Source organism: Nocardia sp. CA-084685, assembly GCF_050955785.1.
Lineage (GTDB): Bacteria > Actinomycetota > Actinomycetes > Mycobacteriales > Mycobacteriaceae > Nocardia.
This window is the reverse complement of sequence record NZ_CP192094.1, coordinates 8,289,587-8,308,359: the sequence shown is the minus strand read 5'-3', so window position 1 is coordinate 8,308,359 and position 18,773 is coordinate 8,289,587. Positions and strand designations below refer to the sequence as shown.

At 66.0% G+C, this 18,773-nt stretch carries 15 protein-coding genes and 1 pseudogene; 8 read left to right on the top strand and 8 right to left on the bottom strand.

Annotated features, from left to right (window positions below):
- Nucleotides 1-29 precede the first annotated feature (29 nt).
- Complete coding sequence (locus ACQP2U_RS36580) at nt 30-878, bottom strand: LLM class flavin-dependent oxidoreductase (protein ID WP_433711716.1); 849 nt, start codon at nt 876-878, stop codon at nt 30-32.
- Between the two features lie 271 nt (nt 879-1,149).
- Here ACQP2U_RS36580 and ACQP2U_RS36575 point away from each other — a divergent pair, with 271 nt between their 5' ends.
- Nucleotides 1,150-3,012, top strand: a complete 1,863-nt coding sequence (locus ACQP2U_RS36575) for an ABC-F family ATP-binding cassette domain-containing protein (protein WP_433711715.1) — start codon at nt 1,150-1,152, stop codon at nt 3,010-3,012.
- Nucleotides 3,013-3,161: 149 nt separating this feature from the next.
- On the opposite strand, the gene ACQP2U_RS36570 is transcribed toward ACQP2U_RS36575, so the two are convergent.
- Together ACQP2U_RS36570 and ACQP2U_RS36565 are read right to left on the bottom strand one after the other, a co-directional pair.
- Nucleotides 3,162-4,085, bottom strand: coding sequence for an Abi-alpha family protein (locus ACQP2U_RS36570; protein WP_433711714.1), 924 nt, complete (start codon nt 4,083-4,085; stop codon nt 3,162-3,164).
- Entirely contained in the window at nt 4,082-5,356 is a 1,275-nt protein-coding gene (locus ACQP2U_RS36565) for a DUF445 domain-containing protein (protein ID WP_433711713.1), read from the bottom strand. Before ACQP2U_RS36565 ends, ACQP2U_RS36570 begins: the two co-directional genes overlap by 4 nt.
- A gap of 380 nt (nt 5,357-5,736) precedes the next feature.
- Between ACQP2U_RS36565 and ACQP2U_RS36560 the strand changes: the two genes are divergently transcribed.
- Together ACQP2U_RS36560 and ACQP2U_RS36555 are read left to right on the top strand one after the other, a co-directional pair.
- On the top strand, nt 5,737-6,615 hold the full coding sequence (locus ACQP2U_RS36560) for an Abi-alpha family protein (protein WP_433711711.1): 879 nt from the start codon (nt 5,737-5,739) through the stop codon (nt 6,613-6,615).
- A gap of 99 nt (nt 6,616-6,714) precedes the next feature.
- A complete protein-coding gene (locus tag ACQP2U_RS36555) occupies nt 6,715-7,269 on the top strand; it encodes a nuclear transport factor 2 family protein (protein WP_433711710.1) in 555 nt (184 codons plus the stop codon).
- Nucleotides 7,270-7,328: 59 nt separating this feature from the next.
- Here ACQP2U_RS36555 and ACQP2U_RS36550 read toward each other — a convergent pair whose 3' ends face one another.
- Nucleotides 7,329-8,972 carry a peptide chain release factor 3 gene (locus ACQP2U_RS36550; RefSeq protein WP_433711709.1) on the bottom strand — a complete coding sequence of 548 codons (1,644 nt, stop codon included), beginning with the start codon at nt 8,970-8,972 and terminating at the stop codon, nt 7,329-7,331.
- Between the two features lie 301 nt (nt 8,973-9,273).
- Between ACQP2U_RS36550 and ACQP2U_RS36545 the strand changes: the two genes are divergently transcribed.
- The gene (locus tag ACQP2U_RS36545) at nt 9,274-9,882 is read left to right on the top strand and encodes a 50S ribosomal protein L25/general stress protein Ctc (RefSeq protein WP_433711708.1); all 609 of its coding nucleotides are present in this window, start codon (nt 9,274-9,276) and stop codon (nt 9,880-9,882) included.
- 24 nt (nt 9,883-9,906) lie between these two features.
- The gene (gene pth / locus ACQP2U_RS36540; protein WP_433711706.1) at nt 9,907-10,488 is read left to right on the top strand and encodes an aminoacyl-tRNA hydrolase; all 582 of its coding nucleotides are present in this window, start codon (nt 9,907-9,909) and stop codon (nt 10,486-10,488) included.
- Nucleotides 10,489-10,500: 12 nt separating this feature from the next.
- Here the strand turns inward: pth and ACQP2U_RS36535 are convergent.
- A pseudogene (locus ACQP2U_RS36535) lies at nt 10,501-12,019 on the bottom strand (fatty acyl-AMP ligase).
- A 125-nt stretch (nt 12,020-12,144) separates the two neighbouring features.
- Nucleotides 12,145-12,825: a lysophospholipid acyltransferase family protein gene (locus tag ACQP2U_RS36530; protein WP_433711705.1), complete on the bottom strand. Its 681-nt coding sequence runs from the start codon at nt 12,823-12,825 to the stop codon at nt 12,145-12,147.
- Nucleotides 12,826-12,939: 114 nt separating this feature from the next.
- Between ACQP2U_RS36530 and ACQP2U_RS36525 the strand changes: the two genes are divergently transcribed.
- Nucleotides 12,940-13,527, top strand: a complete 588-nt coding sequence (locus ACQP2U_RS36525; protein ID WP_433711704.1) for a TetR/AcrR family transcriptional regulator — start codon at nt 12,940-12,942, stop codon at nt 13,525-13,527.
- Between the two features lie 45 nt (nt 13,528-13,572).
- On the opposite strand, the gene ACQP2U_RS36520 is transcribed toward ACQP2U_RS36525, so the two are convergent.
- Entirely contained in the window at nt 13,573-14,505 is a 933-nt protein-coding gene (locus tag ACQP2U_RS36520) for a ribonuclease Z (RefSeq protein ID WP_433711703.1), read from the bottom strand.
- Nucleotides 14,506-15,684 (bottom strand): aminotransferase class V-fold PLP-dependent enzyme, encoded by a 1,179-nt coding sequence (locus ACQP2U_RS36515; protein ID WP_433711702.1) that lies wholly within the window; start codon nt 15,682-15,684, stop codon nt 14,506-14,508.
- A gap of 267 nt (nt 15,685-15,951) precedes the next feature.
- Between ACQP2U_RS36515 and egtA the strand changes: the two genes are divergently transcribed.
- Together egtA and egtB are read left to right on the top strand one after the other, a co-directional pair.
- A complete protein-coding gene (gene egtA, locus ACQP2U_RS36510) occupies nt 15,952-17,283 on the top strand; it encodes an ergothioneine biosynthesis glutamate--cysteine ligase EgtA (RefSeq protein WP_433711701.1) in 1,332 nt (443 codons plus the stop codon).
- Nucleotides 17,284-17,338: 55 nt separating this feature from the next.
- Nucleotides 17,339-18,679 carry an ergothioneine biosynthesis protein EgtB gene (egtB, locus tag ACQP2U_RS36505; protein ID WP_433711700.1) on the top strand — a complete coding sequence of 447 codons (1,341 nt, stop codon included), beginning with the start codon at nt 17,339-17,341 and terminating at the stop codon, nt 18,677-18,679.
- Nucleotides 18,680-18,773: the final 94 nt, after the last annotated feature.

The window sequence follows — 18,773 nt, the reverse complement described above, 5'->3', positions numbered from 1 at the left end:
CGACCGTGACCGTCGGTGCGTTTCGCTGACTATGCGATCACGTCGGCGAGGCGGTCGACTTGGTCGGCGTCGCGGCCGTAGCAATAGAGCATGACCTCGTCCGCGCCCAGATCCGCGAATTGGCCTATGGCCGTGCGGATCTCGGCGGGTGTGGTGAGCATTCCCGCGAGCATGAACTCAGCGCGGCCACTGAATTCGTAGTACGCGCCCATCGAGGCGCGGGCATCTTCGATCAGGTCGGGTGCACCGAGCGCGACATTGACTTGGGCGACAATGCGGGGCGCGCCGTCGCGGCCGTGTTCCTTCCACGAGCGGCGAGCCAGGTCGAACAGGCCACCGGCCCACGACGGTGCGGCAGCCGCGAGAAAGCCACCACCCCAACGGCCAACGCGATCGATGGCGGCGGGCTGGAAGCCGCCGAAGAGTAACTCCGGTCCCTCCGGACGTAGCGGCGCGGGACCGATCGGTCCGCAGTCGCTGCCGTACGGCTGGCCCGACCACAGGCGGCGCATGATCTCCAGCTGTTCGTCCAGACGACGGCCGCGGGAGCGCAGCTCGGTGCCGGAGGCGATGTGATCGTCCTCGCGACCACCAACACCGAGGCCGAGCACCAGGCGGCCGCTGGACATGCGATCGAGGGTGGCGGCCTGCTTGGCGAGCAGCGCCGGCTCGCGCAGCGGCGCGATGAGCACCTCGGTCTGCACCTTGATGCGGTTGGTGGCACCGGCGATCATGCCGAGCGCGACCAGTGGTTCGGGATTGTCGTAGACGAGCCGGTCGAGCAGACCGAGCGTGGAGAACGGCCCCGCGTCGGCGCGGCGCGCCCAGTCGAGCAGGGCGGCGGGATCGGAGATGGGCAGACCGAGTCCGAGATGCATGAGAACCTCCAGGGGTAGTGGAAATCGTGCCGCCCACTCACCTCGGCTTCGAGGCGGGGCTCCCATTCTGCGGCTGTGTCTCAGGAGCGCCGTAACACCGTTCGTAACGAACGATGTTCGCTGAAGTCGACTGTAAACGAACGCCGTTCGTCACGCAAGTCGCGAAGTTCCCCGAATGGGCGATGCGTTCGGTGCGGCGGCAGTGGGTTCGGCGTGCTCGGTACGCTTGCGCGGGGCGAGTACTCGCCTGGCGCATGACTCGGAAGGATCCATGTCCAACCTGATCAATCTCGAACAGGTCTCCAAGAGCTTCGGCATCAAACCGCTCCTGGACAATGTTTCGCTCGGCATCCACGCGGGCGAGCGAATCGGTGTCGTCGGCCTGAACGGCGGCGGCAAGACCACCCTGTTGGAGGTGCTGACCGGGCTGGAGCCGCCGGACAGCGGCCGGGTGAGCCGGGTCGGCGGGCTGCGCATTGCGGTGGTCACCCAGCGCGGCGTACTTCCGGTCGGCGCGACCGTCGGATCCGTCGTGCTGGCCGGATTGGCCGATGACGCGATGCCCTCGGGCGCGAGCGACGGGCACGGAGGCGGTGGCTTGCGTGACGGCGGAGGGTCCGAGGAGCGCCGAGATGATTACGGCGTCGCCGAACACGAATGGGCCTCGAACCCCCGCATCCGTTCGGTAATGGCGGGCATCGGCATCGATGGCCTCGGTCTGGACACTTCGGTCGACAATCTCTCCGGTGGCGAGCGCCGCCGCGTCGCACTGGCCGCCGCGCTGGTCCGCGACCTGGATCTGCTCGTCCTCGACGAGCCAACCAACCACCTCGATGTCGAGGGCGTGCAGTGGCTGGCCCAGCATCTGCTCGAGCGCCGCAGCGCGCTGGTGGTCGTGACCCATGATCGCTGGTTCCTCGACACCGTCGCCACCAACACCTGGGAGGTCGTCGGCGGCAAGGTCGAAAGTTATGAAGGGGGTTATGGCGACTGGATTTTCGCACGCGCCGAGCGGGCGCGGCAGGCCGATGCCTCCGAGGCCAGGCGCGCGAATCTGGCCCGCAAGGAGTTGGCCTGGTTGCGCCGCGGTGCGAAGGCCCGCACCTCCAAGCCGCGCTATCGGGTGGAGGCGGCCGAGGAGCTGATCGCCGATGTGCCGCCGCCGCGCGATAGCGTCTCGTTGGCCGCATTCGCGCGAAAGCGCCTCGGTCGCGTCGTTATCGAACTCGAGGATGCCACCCTCACCACCCCGGACGGCCGCGAGTTGGTGCGCGATTTGACCTGGCGCCTGGTGCCGGGCGAGCGAGTCGGCCTGGTCGGTGTGAACGGCTCCGGCAAGACGACCCTGCTACGCACGCTGGCCGGTGCCGTCGAACCCGCTGCCGGCAAACGCATTCAGGGGCAGACGGTACAGATCGGTTGGCTACGTCAGGAACTCGACGACCTACCGACCGATCTTCGCGTGCTGGAGGCGGTACAGCAGATCGCTCAGCGAATCATGCTGGGCGATAAGGAAATCTCCGCTGGCCAGTTGGCCGAGCGTCTCGGCTTCACCCCGGCCCGTCAGCGCACCCCGGTCGGCGATCTATCCGGTGGCGAGCGCCGCAGGCTGCAATTGACCCGAATCCTGATGTCGGAGCCGAATGTCCTGCTCCTCGACGAGCCGACCAACGACCTGGACATCGACACCCTGCAACAACTGGAAGACCTGCTCGACAACTGGGCCGGCACGTTGGTTGTGATCAGCCACGACCGCTATCTGATCGAGCGCATCTGCGACTCCACCTGGGCCCTGTTCGGCGATGGAAAGCTCACCAATCTCCCCGGCGGCATCGATGAATACCTGAAAAAGCGCGCCGTGTCGAGCTCGGCCGCAACGCGATCCACCGACTCCAAGCCCGCCGAAGCTCCCGCCACCGACTCGGCCGCCTACCGCGCCGCCCGCAAGGAGCTGGCAAAACTAGAGCGCACCATCGACAAACTCACCGAACGCGAGCAACGCCTGCACACTGCCCTCGCTGACGCCGCCACCGAGCCCGACAAACTCATCACCCTCGGCACCGAACTGAAGCAGGTCCTCGCCGAAAAAGAAGCTGCCGAGGAGCGCTGGCTAGAACTCGCCGACGGCGCCTGACCAGGCCCGACAGATGGCGACCCGCGTTGCTCGACCTTCCAGCGACGGTAGTCGAAATGTCGTAGACATCGGCCTTTCGAGCCCGCATTTCGCTACGCCGACGGGGCCGGACAACCTTTGACTGCGCGGCGGCGGACTCGGTGCGGCGGCTAGTCGGTGCCGGAGGCGCGGCCGTCTTGGACCACAACCGGCAGGCAGGTTTGTACGAAATCGGCACCGAAGCCGGTGAGTGAGATGCTGCGGTAGTAGACCTTGGTGCCGAAACCGGAACGCTTCAATACTTCTCGGACCGGGGATTGGGCCTCGAGGAGTTGGTAGCGGTTCGGGTTTCCGACCGGTTCCTTGACGAATTCGATCAGGCCGAGGCGGCGCAGGTTGGGCAGATACTGCTGGATCCGATTGGGGAAGCGCAGTCCCGCGTGCTCGCCGATCAGGTTGAGTCCGGAGATGATTCGCTCGACACCGATGCCGCGCGGTCGTCCGGCGCGAATATCGATCGATGGCTGCGGACCGTCGAGGTGCAGGAAGCGCAGGATGCGTGCCTCATCGGGGGTCAGCTCCTCGAGCATGCGCGCGAAGGCCGGGTGGGTTTCGTGGTGCTCACCCTGCGTACTGGCCGACAGCCGCAGCAGTGCGGCTCCCTGCTCACGCAAAGTGGGAACGGCATCGGGCGCGGGCTGTTCGGGCGTCACGGGCAGACGCAATGCGCGCCGCACCGCGTCACGAACCTCGGCCTCCGCCTCGGCGAGCACTTCACGCGGGGGATTCCCCGCGATACTGCCGCGCACCACGGTGGCCCCGACGCCGAGGGCGGTGTCGATGCTCCACGCGGTCACCTCGGCCGCCGCGGTCACCGCGACGCGGGCGACCCCGGTGGTCGCGCGAACGGTTTTGCGAACCGAGCTCACCTGCCGCTTCCGCTCGACCGCGCCGAGCGGCAACCGGGCGATCTCGGTCGACTGCTCGGATATCGACGACTCGGAAGTTCTTGGGGTTTCGGCCACTTCGGACTGCTCGGTTCGCGCTGAGCCCTGCCCGGCGGCCCGCGGATCGTCGCCGTCAGCTTCCGTCATAGCCATGTTGTCGCCACTCCCGTTCCGAAGATCAGGATGTGAGCGTATCCGGCGAAGAGCCCCAACACGCCGCCATGCAGAAAAAGGAGCCATTCGTCCTGTTTGATGGCCGCTCGCAGCATATCCACGAAGTCGGGGGGCGATAGGGCCGACATCTGTTTGGCGATGTAGTCGTTGATTTGTCTGCCCTGCTGGATGTTGAAGTCCGGATCCGCGAAGGCGATCGGCGCGATGGTCATCGCCTCGGTGGTCAGCGTCGACTGCAGTGAGTCGTACTCCCTGCTGCCGAGCATGAACTTCACCGCTGGTCGCGCCGGCCCGAGTGCCCGGTCCGCGGCGGGGCGCAGCGTGTCCTCGAGCATCTGCATGGTCCGGTCCGAGCGCGGGCCGTTCAGCAGTTCGTCACCGATATTGGCGACGGTCATCACCTGGCTGGAGACCAATTCCGCGTAGCCGTCGGTGATTTCGAGCTGCCGCTTGATCAGCAGACCCTGCCGCCACGGGCACCACCACTTCGGGTAGGCGGGCGCGAAGATCATATTCAGGCCGATCCAGTTGACCACCCAACCGATGATGACGCCGCCGACCGGCAGCACCACCAGTGTCGACCAGCCGGTCACATGCAAGACAGCGACCAGCACCACACCCATCGGCGCGCCGAAGTAGAAGCCGAAGTTCTGCATGAAGCGCAGTTCCTTGGCCCCGAGCACCTGGAAAAGGGTGTTGAGCAGATGCGGACGCGCCTGGAAATAACGGATGACCATCTGCTTGACGTCGAGCAGCTGATCGATATTGGCGCCCAATTCCTCGGTCAGCTCGCGCAGAATATCGGGCAGTTGCTGGCGGACTCGCGCGTGAATCATGTCGCGCACCCCGGTCGGCAGGTTGTACCAGAGTTGCGGATGCTCGCGACGCAGGATTTCTTCGACTATGTCCTTGATCTGCGCATCGGCAATAGTGGCGAGGTGTTCGGCGAGCTTGTCGGGTTCGAGCTCGCGATAGAAGTCGGCGACGCTGCCGAGTTTCGCCAGCCCTTTGTCGACCGCGATGCTCGCCATTTTGTCCGCACGCGATGGCACGATGCCCTGCCAGCCGATTCGGCCGTCGTAGCTCAGCAGTGGCAGCACCTGAATTCGCTTGGGCAGGAAGGGAAACAATGCACGCAATCCGGGTAAACGAATACCGTGGAAGGCGACCGGCTTGAACAACATCAGGATGCCGGTCCAGTTGGTGATGTAACCGATGACACCAGTGAAAAGGGGGATAGTCACTAACTCCAGGAGGACCGTCGGATGTATCCCGAAAACACTCTCCAACACGACACCCTCCTGCCGATATACCGGTGACCGCCGCCTCACCGGCAACCCAAACTAGCACCCAGTCGGCAGACGGACCCTACTGTGCGGCCGAGATGCTGGTCCAACGCGAGTGTCTCGGGCCACAGTGGATTGTCTGAGACATCAGTCACACTGTGTGTCCAGAATGTCGTAGTGTCAACCAGCGGCGGAGACAATGGCGACCAGCGCGCGTCCGACAGCAGGGGTCGGCGTGTTTCGCTGGCCCAACCGGCTCACGGTATGGCAGACCTGGAAGGCTGGCGGGCAATAATCTGTGGGCGTATTCGTTCACTTGGCAATACATCGGAGAGAACGTGACAGACGACAGGACCGGACAGGACATAGCCCGGGCCGGTTCCCGCTCGGTGGAGCGCAGCTCGGATGTCGAACAGCGGCAGATCAGCAATGAGGCACGGCTGATTCGCGGTGTGTTCCGGGCGGCGGGGCTCGCGGCGGGCACCGTGGCGCGCGGCGGTCAGTGGGCCGTCGAGACGACCTACGAGGTGACCAAGGAGATCACCCAGGCCGCGCTCGACGGTGAGTCGTCGGCGGATATCGCCGAGCGCACCGGTAATGCGTTGCGCTCCATCGCGCGCAGCGCGCTCGGCGTCACCGAGGGGTCAGTGCGCGAAATCGTCAGCTATGTACCGACTTCCAACGGTGCGCCGCAGCCAGCGCCGGTCGGCATCGGCGCGCCGCTGCGCTCGGCCAGTAGCGAAGAGTTGCGCCGTCGTGGCGATGCGCTGCTCGCCCGCTCGGCCGATGTCTACTTCACCGAGGACGTGCACCCCGCCTACGACCGCATCCTCGACGAGTTGGCGCCGGACGAGGCGCGCATTCTGCGTTTCATGGCATTGAACGGTCCGCAGCCGACGGTCGATGTGCGCACCAACCGTCCGCTCGGTATCGGCTCGGAATTGGTGACCGGTGATCTCACTTCGGTTCCAGAACAGGCCGGTGTCCGTTATCCGGACCGCGCCCGCACCTATCTGATCAACCTCAACCGCCTCGGTCTGACCCAGGTTTCCGATGATCCGGTGGTGCTCAGCCGGTACATGGTGCTCGAGGTGCAGCCGGTGGTCGAGGCGGCGCTGAAGAAGGCAGGGCGCGCGCCCAAGATCGTGCGCAAGAGTCTGCGGCTGACCGAATTCGGCAGCGACTTCTGCCATACCTGCTTCACCATCGGGAACTGACCGCCCGGCAGACCGCCGATTTCGGCTCGAAGTGATAGCAATCTGATACAAATCTCCCAATCTCTGTAGCGCGGCGGCTTCGAATGGGATTGTTGAGATATGGACCGGGATGCTGTGTCAGCGATCAGTCGCCTGAAGTTCAGGTATCTGCGCACCCTCGACACCAAGTCGTGGGACGAATTCGCGGACACCATGATCCCGGACGCGACCGCCACCTACAGCGAGTACCTGTCGTTCGAGTCGCGGGATGCGTTCCTGGCGTTCATGCGCAACACCCTCGGTCCGCACGTCATCACCGAGCATCGATGCGACCATCCGGAGATCGATGTCGACGGCGACACCGCCACCGGCACTTGGTATCTCGCCGATACTGTGCTGATACCGGCGCACAATATGCTGCTGCGCGGCGCGGCGTTCTACACCGATCGCTACGTCCGGTGCACGGACGGTCGCTGGCGCATCGCGCACACCGGATATGAGCGCACCTATGAGGTGGTGCTTTCGCTCAGCGATCTGCCGAGCCTGCGGCTGACATCGAGTCGCTGGGGGCTGATCGCGCAGGAGGACGGCATCGCATCGGTCCAACGCGACCCCGGTATCGCCGAGCCGCGGCGGGAGTCCGCGCCCGAGGCGGCGGAGCCAGAGGCCGGGTGAGCGCATCAGCCTGAGCACCGACTTCGCCGGATTTTCCGAATCGGGCCGGGATCCTGAGGCTAATCCGCCGCAGCGACCAGGGGTTCGAGTGTGAGCTTCGGATGCTCCTTCTCGATGTACTGCAGCCGCCATTTATCACTGAACAGCGCCAACAGCGCACCATCGGAACGGGTGAACACCTCGACTCCGCGCTGCCGATCGAGTTCGACCATCGATTCCGCATCAGTGCGTCGGGCCAGCGTGTAGGGCAGGTGCTCCATATGGGTCTCGACATTGAACTCGGCGAGCATCCGCGCGGTCACGACTTCGAACTGCATCGGACCGACCGCCGCGAGCACGGGGGAGGCGTCACCGCGCGCGTCATTGCGCAAAACCTGCACCACGCCTTCGGAATCGAGCTGGTCGATGGCCTTGCGGAACTGCTTGTACTTACCCGCACTCTGTGCCCGCAGCACCGCGAAATGCTCCGGTGCGAAGGATGGGATCGGCGGGAACTCCACCTTCTTGTCCACGAACAGCGTGTGTCCGGGCGCAAGCGCGGTGGCATTGACGAGGCCGACCACATCGCCCGGGTAGGCGGTGTCGACGGTGGAGCGCTCCCGACCGAACACGGTGAGCGCGTATTTGGTCGCGAACGGCCGACCGGTCTGGGCGTGCGTGACGACCATCCCGCGCTCGAATTCACCGGAGACGATGCGCATGAACGCGAGCCGATCACGGTGTGCCGCATCCATTCCGGCCTGCACCTTGAATACGACCGCGCTGAACGGATCGGTGGTGTTGCGCGGTGTGCCGCCGATATCGGCACGCGAGCCGGGCGGGGGCGCGAGCGCGACCAGGCTCTCGAGTAGTTGTCGCACACCGAAATTCAGCATCGCGGATGCGTAGATGACCGGGGAGGTCTGCCCGGCCAGGAACATCTCCTGGTCGTGGTCCTGTCCGGTGGCCGAGAGCAGTTCGCTCTCCTCGGCAGCGGTCGTCCACGCCTCACCCTCGCGCGCCTCGGCCGATTCCGGATCGATCGATTCCTCTGGTGCGATGGTCGCGCCGCCCGCGGTCCGGGTGAAGTGGATATATTCGACGGCCGCGCCCTCCGGGCCACGACGCAGCAGACCGCGGAAGTCACCGGCGATGCCGACCGGCAGAAATAGCGGCGTAGGCGTGAGCCCGATCCGCTCGCTGATCTCATCCAGCAATTCCAGCGGCGCACGGCCGGGACGGTCCCATTTGTTGATTACGGTGATGACCGGAATGCCGCGATGGCGACACACCTGGAACAGCTTCAGCGTCTGCGGCTCCAGGCCCTTGGCGGCGTCGATGAGCATGACGGCGGCGTCGACGGCGGTGAGCACGCGATAGGTGTCCTCGGAGAAATCCGAGTGGCCGGGGGTGTCGACCAGGTTGATGACGTTGTCGATATCCGAGCCCGCGGCACGGTAGTTGAACTGCAGCGCGGTCGAGCTCACCGAGATTCCGCGCGCCTTCTCCATTTCCATCCAGTCCGACACGGTGGACTTGCGTCCGGCCTTACCGTGGATGGCGCCCGCCTCGGAGATCATTCTGGCGTGCAATGCCAGCGCCTCGGTGAGCGTCGACTTGCCCGCGTCGGGGTGGGAGATCACCGCGAAGGTGCGTCGCCGGGCGACCTCGGCGGGCAACCCACGCGGGGCGGGCGTGACGACACCCTCAGTGGAGGCGGTCAACTGCAACAACCTTTCAGACGGCCGATCGGCAACCGCTCCAGCGTACGCGACCGGGGTGAGGGCAATCCGGCCAGTCCGACCACCCGATTCAGCTGGACATAAACACTTGCGCTATGGTGTTCGGGTTGTCTCGGCGAGGGTGACCGCAGACGTAATGCGTTCACCGTGATCGACGCGGCTCGGCTCTCGGCCGTCCTCGTTCGGTCTTCGCCCGACGAGTAGACCAACCTTTGCCAGGGGGGATAACAGTCCCTGGCGCACTGTTGACAGCCCGGAAGAGCCGTAGGGAGTAGATCCAGTCATGTCCGACGCCAACGTTCTCGAAGCCGCCGTCCGCACGGAGTTCGGCAAGGGTGCCGCCCGCCGCACCCGTCGCGCGGGCAACGTTCCCGCCGTGCTGTACGGCCACGCCGCCGACCCGCAGCACCTCTCGCTCAACGCCCAGGCCTTCGCCGCCATCCTGCGCGAGCACGGCACCAATGCGGTGCTCAGCCTCGTCATCGACGGCAAGAAGCAGCTCGCGCTGACCAAATCCGTTGTGGTGCATCCGATCCGCCGTTACATCGAGCACGCCGACCTGCTGATCGTCAAGCGCGGCGAGAAGGTCACCGCCGATGTGAACATCGCGCTGATCGGTGAGGCCGGCCCGGCTACCCTGGTCACCCAGGACGTCACCACGCTGTCCATCGAGGCCGACGCGCTGAACATTCCGGAATCCATCGAGGTCTCGATCGAGGGCGTCGGAGCCGGCACCCAGATCACCGCGGGCGAGATCGCGTTGCCGAAGGGTGTCACCCTGGCCGGGGACCCGGAGGCCCTGGTCGTCAACATCATTGCGGCCCCGGCTTCCGCGCAGGAGACCGAAGAGGCTGCCGCGGCGGCCGCCGCGGAGTCCGAGAGCGCCGAGTAAGAACTCCCCGGCTCGGTTATCCGAATGACCGAATCCTCGACCGGGCCAGCGCTCGTGGTCGGACTTGGCAACCCAGGTCCCGAGTATGAGCGCACCCGGCACAATATCGGCTTTCTGGTCGCCGACGTGCTCGCGCAGCGCGTCGGCGGCCGTTTTGCTGTGCACAAGAAGTCCGGTGCGGATCTGTTGCAGGCACGGCTGGACGGGCGTCAGGTATTGATCGCCAAGCCGCGCTCGTTCATGAATCTGTCCGGGCGTCCGGTGGCGCTGCTGGCGAAATTCTTCTCGGTGCCGCCGACCGAGGTGATCGTCGTGCACGACGAATTGGATCTGCCATTCGGTCAGGTCCGGCTCAAGCGCGGCGGTGGTGAAGGCGGGCACAACGGATTGCGTTCGGTCACCAGTGCCCTGACCACCAAGGACTATCTGCGCACTCGCATCGGCATCGGCCGTCCGCCGGGTCGCCAGGACCCGGCGGACTATGTGCTCAAACCGTTTTCGTCGGTGGAGCGCAAGGAGGTGCCGGTGATCGTCGAACAGGCCGCGGATGCGGTCGAACTGCTACTGCGCGTTGGCCTCGACCCGGCCCAGAACCAATTGCACTGATTCGACCGGGGTTCACCGCAGATGGATCGCGGTGGCGGCGCGGCGCAGCTTGCCCGAGGAGGTTTTGGGCAGGGCGCCGGGGCCGAGGACCGCGACGGTGCGAGGGCGGGCCCCGACCTCGGAGAACACCGCGTGCACGATCTCGCGTTCGATGCGCTTGACCTCATCGGCATTCTGGTGGTCGTTGCTCTCCACCACGACGGCGAAGCTTTCGCGTTTCTCACCCGCGTCCAAGCGAACCGCGACGGCATTGCCGGGACGTACACCCCGCACGCGCATGGCGGCGCGCTCGATATCGGTCGGATAGATATTGCGACCGCCCATGATGATGACGTCCTTGATCCGCCCGCACACCACGATCAGGCCCTCGTCGGTGAAGTAGCCGATATCGCCGGTGTCGAGCCAGCCGTCGGCATCCTGCGCCGGACGGAACCCGTTGGCCGAGCGTCGGCATACGGCGGATATTGCCGTGATGATCGTGAGCGGGCACGGCCTTGCCAAGCGCCTCCAGCAGATCGCCATCGATGACATCGAGTACCTGACCGTGTCCGGGATCCGGAACCGATACGGCCAGTGTGGTTTCGGCCATGCCGTAGACCGGCGTGAGGGCCATCGGATTGAGCTGGAAGCGTGCGCCCGCCACGGCGAGGGCTTCCATGGTGTCCGGATCGACGGGTTCGGCGCCGTTCCACATGTAGCGCACGCTGCTGAGATCGAAGGCGCCGTCCTCGGCCTGCCTGAGTCGGCGGGCCAGTAGTGAGTACGCGAAATTCGGTGCCGCCGTGACGGTGCCGCGATACTTATCGATCAGCTCGGCCCACAGCAGTGGACGCATCAGGAAGTCGATCGGCGTCACGCAGACCACTTCGGCCCCGAATTGCATCGGGACGCTGAGGAATCCGACCATCCCCATATCGTGGAACAGCGGCAGCCAGCTGATCATCACATCCTCGTCGAGCTGGAACTTCACCCGATCGAACATGGCGTAGGCGTTGACGTAGAAGTTCCCGTGGGTGATCCGCACCGCCTTCGGCGATCCGGTCGAACCGGAGGTCAACTGCTGCAGCGCGATATCGGATTCGACGGTCGGCACCGGATCGGTCTCCGGGCTCTCGCGCAACTGATCGATGCGCACCACGGTGATGCCGCGCTCGCGCAGCAGTGGTTCGGCGGCCTCGAAGGGCGCGCCGACTACCACCGCGCGCGCGTCGATCATCGACAGCACGGTCTCGGTATCGCGCGCCCACACCATCAGATCCGTGCGCGGCGTCGGCTGATGCAACATAGTGATCGACGCGCCGCGCATCCAGATCGCCTGACAGGCCGGTGCGATATCGACCGGCATCCCGGCCAGCACGCCGACGGCGTCACCGTGTCCGATGCCGGCTTCGGCGAGTCCGCCCGCCATTCGTCGTGCGATGCGATGGATCTCACCCCAGGTCTGCCGAAACGGCGCGTTGGGCTCCCCGGTGACCAATCCGCGGTCCGAGGTTTGTGCCGTCGCGTACATCTCGTCGGTGAACCTGCTCAAAGTCCAACTCCCTTGTCACCCCGATGCGGTGGGCCGGACATGGGTGAACCGGCCTGCTCCCCAACTATCCCGCCAATTCGTCCCCGCGTTAACCATTACGAGGACGTGTCCGTGTCGCGGGGGCGTTATGGGCGATTCGAGAAGGTGGCCGCGTAGCGATCGACGTAGTGCCGACCGGATCGGGCGGCCAGTTCCCGCATCAGTTCGTCCGTCGCCGCGCGGACGTGGCAGGGGTCCGGCGCCGGGTGGGTCGGGGTGAGCTCGGGGTAGTAGCGCGGCGTGCCGAAGCTGATGCGCACCTTGCCGAAGCGCGGCAGGCGACGGCCGCGCGGATTCACCTTGTCAGTGCCGGAAAGCACCGCCGGGATGACCGGTGCGCCGGTGGCCATGGCCACGCGCAGTGCGCCGGTGCGGCCGCGGTAGATGCACCCGTCGGGGGAGCGGGTGCCCTCTGGGTGGATGGCCCAGACGTCACCGGATTCCAGGATTCTCGTGGCGGCGGCCAGTGCGTCCGCGGCGGCGGTGCCGCCGGTACGGTTCACCGGGACCTGACCCGCGACAGTGAAGAACCAGCGCTTGAACCGGCCCTTGAAGCCGGTCCCGGTGAAGTACTCCTGCTTGGCCAGGAAGGTGACCCGGCGCGGCAAGGCAAGCGCGAGGTACATCGAGTCGAGCATCGCCACATGGTTGGCGGCGATGATCACCGGTCCGGTGCGGGGTACGTGCCGCAGTCCCTCTACCTCGGGGCGGCCGAGCAGCCGCAGCAGTGGGCCGAGCAGAACGTACTTGAACAACCGGTACCACACATGAGCCTCCCGAAGAATTTGACGTAGACAATGTCTACCAAAGAGCGTAGACATTGTCTACGGCTGTCGGAAGGGTATTGCCACTTATGTGACGTAGTCGGAGGAAGTGATTCGATGGGCACCGTAGACAATGTCTGCATGGTCGGAAGTGAGCCGTTGCGGGAACGATTGGTCGGCGCCGGGGTCGACATGCTCGAAGAGGTCGGCGCGGGCCAGTTGGGGCTGCGTGCGATCACCCGTGCGGCCGGGGTCTCCCACGGTGCGCCGCGCAGGCACTTTCCGACGCACCGTGCGCTCTTGGCCGCCATCGCCGCGCGCGGTTTCGCCGATCTCATCGAGCGGTTCGCGAAGGTGGAGGTGGGCGCCAGCACGCCGAGGGAACATCTGGAACGGATGGCCGCCGAGTACGTCGAATTCGCCGGCGAGCGCCCGGAAATGTTCACGCTCATGTTCCGGCACGACCTACTCGAGGGCTCCGGCGAGAATCTCCGTGGGATCACCCTGCCGCTGTTCGAGCGCTTCGCGACCCTGGTCGCTGCGGCCGCGCCGACCGCCATCGACCCGAGAGCCGTCGCCATCGCGCTGTGGACCAACGTGCATGGCATCGCCGCCCTCCAGGCCAACCGCAGTCTGCGCCTGGTCGGCCCGGCGACGAGCACCCCCGCTCTCGTCTCCCAAATTCTTGCACTGCACCTGGCCTGACCGACGTAGGTCCGTCACCTGGTTGGGGTTCGGCAGTGCGACTAGTTACGCGACCCGAGCCTCAGGGTCGGGGCGGTAGGGGATTCTTGCCAGGTCTGTGGCGATGACGGTCTCGCCGGTGAAGTGCAGGGCCGCCTCGGCGCGGTGGGCCTCGAGGTCGCGGTAGCGCTGGGAGAAGTGGGTCAGTACCAGGGTGCGCACACCGGCTTCGGCGGCGACTCGGGCGGCTTGGCCCGCGGTCAGGTGGCCGTATTCCTCGGCGAGCTCGGCGTCGGCGTCCAGGAAGGTCGCCTCGATCACCAGCATGTCCACGCCCGAGGCGAGCGACAGCACGCCTGGACACAGGCGAGTGTCCATCACGAATGCGAAGCTCTGACCTGGCCTCGGCTCACTGACCTCGGCCAGCGTGATTGTGCGCCCGGCGTATTCGATACTGCCCGTGCGCTGCAGTTGTCCGACCGCCGGACCGTGCATGCCGAATGCGGCGAGCCGTTCCGGCAGGATGCGCACACCGCTCGGTTCGGTGAGCCGGTAGCCGAAGGTGTCGATCGGGTGCGATAGCGTGACCGCCTCGAGGACGAACGGCGCACCGGGCGCGTCCAGCGCACCGGGATCGGCGATCGGGTGCGGCCGGAGCTCGACAGTGCGATAGAACGAGCTGGCATTGCCCAGCCGATCGAAGAACACCTCACCCGAGGCGGGGTAGTACACGTCGACCGGGTGGGCGACCTTATCCAGATTGATCCGTTGGATGATGCCGGGTAATCCGAGGCAGTGGTCGCCGTGGAAATGCGTCACCGCGATCCGGGTGATATCGGTGACCGATACGCCAGCGTAGGTCATCTGTCGTTGGGTGCCCTCGCCCGGATCGAAGAGAATGCCCTCCTCGCCCCAACGCAGCAGATACCCATTGTGGTTGCGCCGCTTGGTCGGAACCTGACTCGCGGTGCCGAGGACGACCAGTTCGCGAGGTGACATCTACAGCGCCGCGACCGCGCCGACGAACCGGTCCAACTCCTCGAAACTCACAAAGCAGTGCGGCGAGGCGCGCACCACCGAATCCAGGCCACGGGCGGTCATATCCAGCAGCGTAGAGCTGGCATGGCTCGCCGTCACCGTAATATTCCGTTCCGCAAGACGATCGCGCACTTCGACGGCGGATTTCCCGTCGACGGTGAAGGAAACGATGCCGCTGTGCCGAATCCCGATGTCGCGCACGGTCACTCCAGCGATATCCGGCAGTGACTTGCGCAGATGTTCCGCGCGGACCGCGATCGCCTCGTAGACATCCTCGGGCCCGAGTTCGAGCAGATAGCGTACGGCCGCGCCGAGACCGAGTCGCGCCGCGACATCGCATTCCCAGAATTCGAAGCGACTCGCGTCCGGGACCAACGCGTACTCCTGCGGGCCGGTCCAGTGCGCGCTGTGCAGGTCCAGCCGCTGCGGCTCCATCGATGCGGCCAATTCCGGTCGCACATACAGGAATCCGGTGCCGCGCGGCCCGCGCAGCCATTTGCGACCGGTGACCGAGAGCGCGTCGACATCGAGTTCGGCCACATCGATCGGCAGCTGTCCGGCCGACTGGCAGGCGTCGAGCAGCACCAGCGCGCCGACCGAATGCGCGATCCGGGTGGCGTCGGCGGCCGGGTTGACCAGACCGCTATTGGTCGGGACGTGCAGCACCGACACCAACTTGACCCGTTCGTCGACCATGTCGGCGAGTGCGTCGAGGTCGAGCTGGCCGCTGCCGTCACTGGGAATCTGTTCGACCACCGCGCCGGTTGCCTCGGCCCGCTGTAGCGCCGCAATGGCATTGCTCGCATAGTCGGCGCCGGAAATGAGAATGCGGTCACCGGGTGCGAGTGGCACCGAATAGAAGAAGTCGGCCCAGGCGCGGGTCGCGCTATCGCTGAGCGCGATGCTGGCCGCATCGGCGTTGATGAGCCGGCCGATATCGGTTTTCACCGCGGCGAGGTCGTCGAGTCGCTCGTTCGCCGCACGGTAGCCGCCGATTTCGGCCTCGCGTCGTAGATGTGCCACAACGGTATCGACCACGACTCGGGGCGGTAACGAGGAGCCCGCGCTGTCGAGGAAGACCACATCGGATCCGGTGCCGTAGCCCGGTATGTCGGCACGTACGCGATTCTCGTCGAGCATGGCCTCGACAGTATCGCCGAAATCGCCGCATTGGGCCGTCGCACGAGTCGACGCAGGTCCCGGGCCGTGGTGCGCGAGGCCCCGCTGTGCATGACCACGAATTCAGATTCTTGTCATATTTCTTGTCGGTGCCCCTCGCTACGCTGGATCGGGTCGGTGCACTGGAATACGCCCGGCATGCACGGCGATACAGAACTACCTGGACAACGACCGGCAGCGCCACGCAGCACAGCCACGGTTACCTGGTTTCACATGGTGGAGGTTGGTATGGCAGTCACGCTCGAGCATCCGAAGCGCGTCATCGCGCTGGAAAATGGCGAGCTCTCCTCGCGGGCCGCGGCCGAGGCCTATCTCGAGAAAATCTGTTTCAAACTGGGCCCACCAACGCTCATCGGCGCCGAACTGGAATGGCTCACCGTGCAGGGTGAGTGTTCGTCGTACGGCCGCTTGGCCGCCCCCCGCCCGCAACTGGCTGCATTCGCAGATGCGCTCGGACCCTATGCACCGAGGTCCATCGCCCCCGATTCACCGGCACTTCCGCTGCCAGGGGGCAGTCGGGTCACCATTGAACCCGGCGGTCAGATCGAACTCTCCAGCGCCCCGTTCGCCGCTGCCGCGCAGTTGTGCGAGGGTTTGCACGCCGATGCTCGGATGCTGCGGGATCTACTCGAATCCCGATCCATCCGCACCGTCTCCGCCGCCGCCGATGCGGCCCGCCGCCCGAAACGGGTGCTGCGGTTACCGCGCTACCACGCCATGGAAGAGTCCTTCGCTGGTATCGGCCCCTTCGGCAAATTGATGATGTGCAATACCGCCGCGACGCAGGTCAGCGTCGATGCCGGTGCGCACCGTGCCGAGGTGACCGCCCGGTGGAACGCGCTGTACGCGGTCGGTCCCGCGCTACTGGCCGCCTTCGCTTGCTCACCCGAATTGCGCGGTGCGCCAGTGGGCGCGTGGGCATCACAACGCATGCGGACCTGGTTGCGTCTCGACCACGCCCGCACTCGTCCCACGGTGGAGTCCTGGCCGGATCCGGTCAGCGGCTATGCGCGCTGGGCCCTGGATGTCCCGCTGCTGTGCGTTCGTCGCCACGATGGCGTATCCGACAACGCCAGCGGTATCGGCTGGTCAGCGCCACCGGAGGCGTCCTTCGCGGATTGGTTGTCCGGTGCGCTGGACGACGAGATCGGTCGGCGTCCCGATGTCGGCGATCTCGACTATCACCTGACCACGCTGTTCCCGCCGGTACGAGCTTCCGGACACCTCGAGATCCGTTATCTGGACGCCCAGCCGGATAACGACTGGACCGTCCCGATCCATGTCTTCGACGCTTTGCTGTCGTCTCCGGCGGTGGTCGCCGAGGCGACGGCGCTCGCCGCGCCACTCGCGGGTCGCTGGATCGATGCGGCGCGCCGCGGGTTGGCCGATCCGGAGATCCGCGGCGTCGCGGTCGGGTTGCTGACCCTGGCCGCGGCACATGCGGTGACTCCGGTGGCGGCCCGCGAGATCGAATCCGCGGCCGAACGATGTCGCAGCGGTCGCACCCCGACCGATGAACTCGTTTCGCGCAGTGCGGATCAGCCGGAGGACCATCCGTGACCGCGGCACCGCAGCATCGAGTCGCCGACCAGAACGAGTTCCGGAGATACCCATCGTGACCATTCAGTACCCCGCAACGGATAATTCCGGCACCGAACAATTGCGTGACCGGATCGCCGAAGTGCTCACCCGCGCAAGGGATCGCACCACCGGCCTCACCACCCTCGATGAAGCGGAGCTGGTCGCCCAGCATTCGCGACTGATGAGCCCGCTCGTCTGGGATCTCGCCCATATCGGCAATCAGGAAGAGCTCTGGCTGGTGCGCGATGTCGGCCGCCGCGAAGCGGTGCGCGCCGATATCGACCAGCTGTACGACGCCTTCAAACACGCGCGCGCCAACCGCCCCGAACTGCCGCTGCTCAACCCCACCCAGGCCCGCGGCTATGTCGGCACGGTGCGCGACAAGGTGTGGGATGTATTGGAAACCAACGCTCTACGCGGCGATCCGCTGGTCGACGGCGGCTTCGCCTTCGGCATGATCGCCCAGCACGAGCAGCAGCACGACGAGACCATGCTCGCCACCCATCAATTGCGCACCGGCCCGGCCGTGCTTTCCGCACCGGACGCGCCCTCGGCGGCGACTCCGGTCGCTGGCGAAGTCGTCATTCCCACAGGCGAATTCGTCATGGGTACCTCGACCGACCCATGGGCACTGGACAATGAGCGCCCGGCGCATCCGGTTCACGTGCCCGCCTTCGCCATCGATGTCGCACCGGTCACCAACGCGCAGTACCAGGCTTTCATCGCCGACGGCGGTTACCAGCGGGCCGAGCTGTGGTCCGAACAGGGTTGGGCACACCGGCAGGAGGCGGGCCTGATGGCGCCGCAGTTCTGGGAGTGCGATCCGGCCGGACACTGGTGGCGTCGGGCATTCGGCGTGATGACACCGGTGCGTCCGCAGCAGCCGGTGGTGCACGTCTGCTGGTTCGAGGCCGAGGCGTACGCCAACTGGGCCGGTAAGCGCCTGCCTACCGAGGCCGAATGGGAGAAGGCGGCGCGCTTCGACCCGGCGACCGGCACGTCCCGGCGCTACCCGTGGGGCGATACCGAACCCGATTCCGCCACGGCGAATCTCGGGCAGCGGCACCTGGAACCCGCCGAGGTCGGTGCGTATCCGGCCGGTGCCTCCCCGACCGGTGTGCACCAGCTCATCGGCGATGTATGGGAGTGGACCGCATCGGGCTTCGAGGCCTATCCGGGCTTCCGCGCCTTCCCGTATGCCGAATACTCCGATGTGTTCTTCGGCGGTGACTACCGAGTCCTGCGCGGCGGCTCCTTCGGCACCGACCCCGTCGCCTGCCGCGGCACCTTCCGCAACTGGGACCACCCCATCCGCCGCCAGATCTTCTCCGGCTTCCGCCTGGCCCGCGACCTGCGAAAAGGCGAGGGCGAGTGAGGGTATCGAGTGCTGAGGCACAGTCGAATTCGATTGGCGCGCACTCGGCCGAGTCGTCACAACGGGCTACTAGCGGTCCGGCCCGCGTCCGACG

Bases quoted from the DNA above. Each gene is read 5' to 3' on its own strand.
- ACQP2U_RS36580 (WP_433711716.1), bottom strand. From the start codon at position 878: ATGCATCTCGGACTCGGTCTGCCCATCTCCGATCCCGCCGCCCTGCTC.
- ACQP2U_RS36575 (WP_433711715.1), top strand. From the start codon at position 1,150: ATGTCCAACCTGATCAATCTCGAACAGGTCTCCAAGAGCTTCGGCATC.
- ACQP2U_RS36570 (WP_433711714.1), bottom strand. From the start codon at position 4,085: ATGACGGAAGCTGACGGCGACGATCCGCGGGCCGCCGGGCAGGGCTCA.
- ACQP2U_RS36555 (WP_433711710.1), top strand. From the start codon at position 6,715: ATGGACCGGGATGCTGTGTCAGCGATCAGTCGCCTGAAGTTCAGGTAT.
- ACQP2U_RS36545 (WP_433711708.1), top strand. From the start codon at position 9,274: ATGTCCGACGCCAACGTTCTCGAAGCCGCCGTCCGCACGGAGTTCGGC.
- pth (WP_433711706.1), top strand. From the start codon at position 9,907: ATGACCGAATCCTCGACCGGGCCAGCGCTCGTGGTCGGACTTGGCAAC.
- ACQP2U_RS36525 (WP_433711704.1), top strand. From the start codon at position 12,940: ATGGGCACCGTAGACAATGTCTGCATGGTCGGAAGTGAGCCGTTGCGG.
- ACQP2U_RS36520 (WP_433711703.1), bottom strand. From the start codon at position 14,505: ATGTCACCTCGCGAACTGGTCGTCCTCGGCACCGCGAGTCAGGTTCCG.
- ACQP2U_RS36515 (WP_433711702.1), bottom strand. From the start codon at position 15,684: ATGCTCGACGAGAATCGCGTACGTGCCGACATACCGGGCTACGGCACC.
- egtA (WP_433711701.1), top strand. From the start codon at position 15,952: ATGGCAGTCACGCTCGAGCATCCGAAGCGCGTCATCGCGCTGGAAAAT.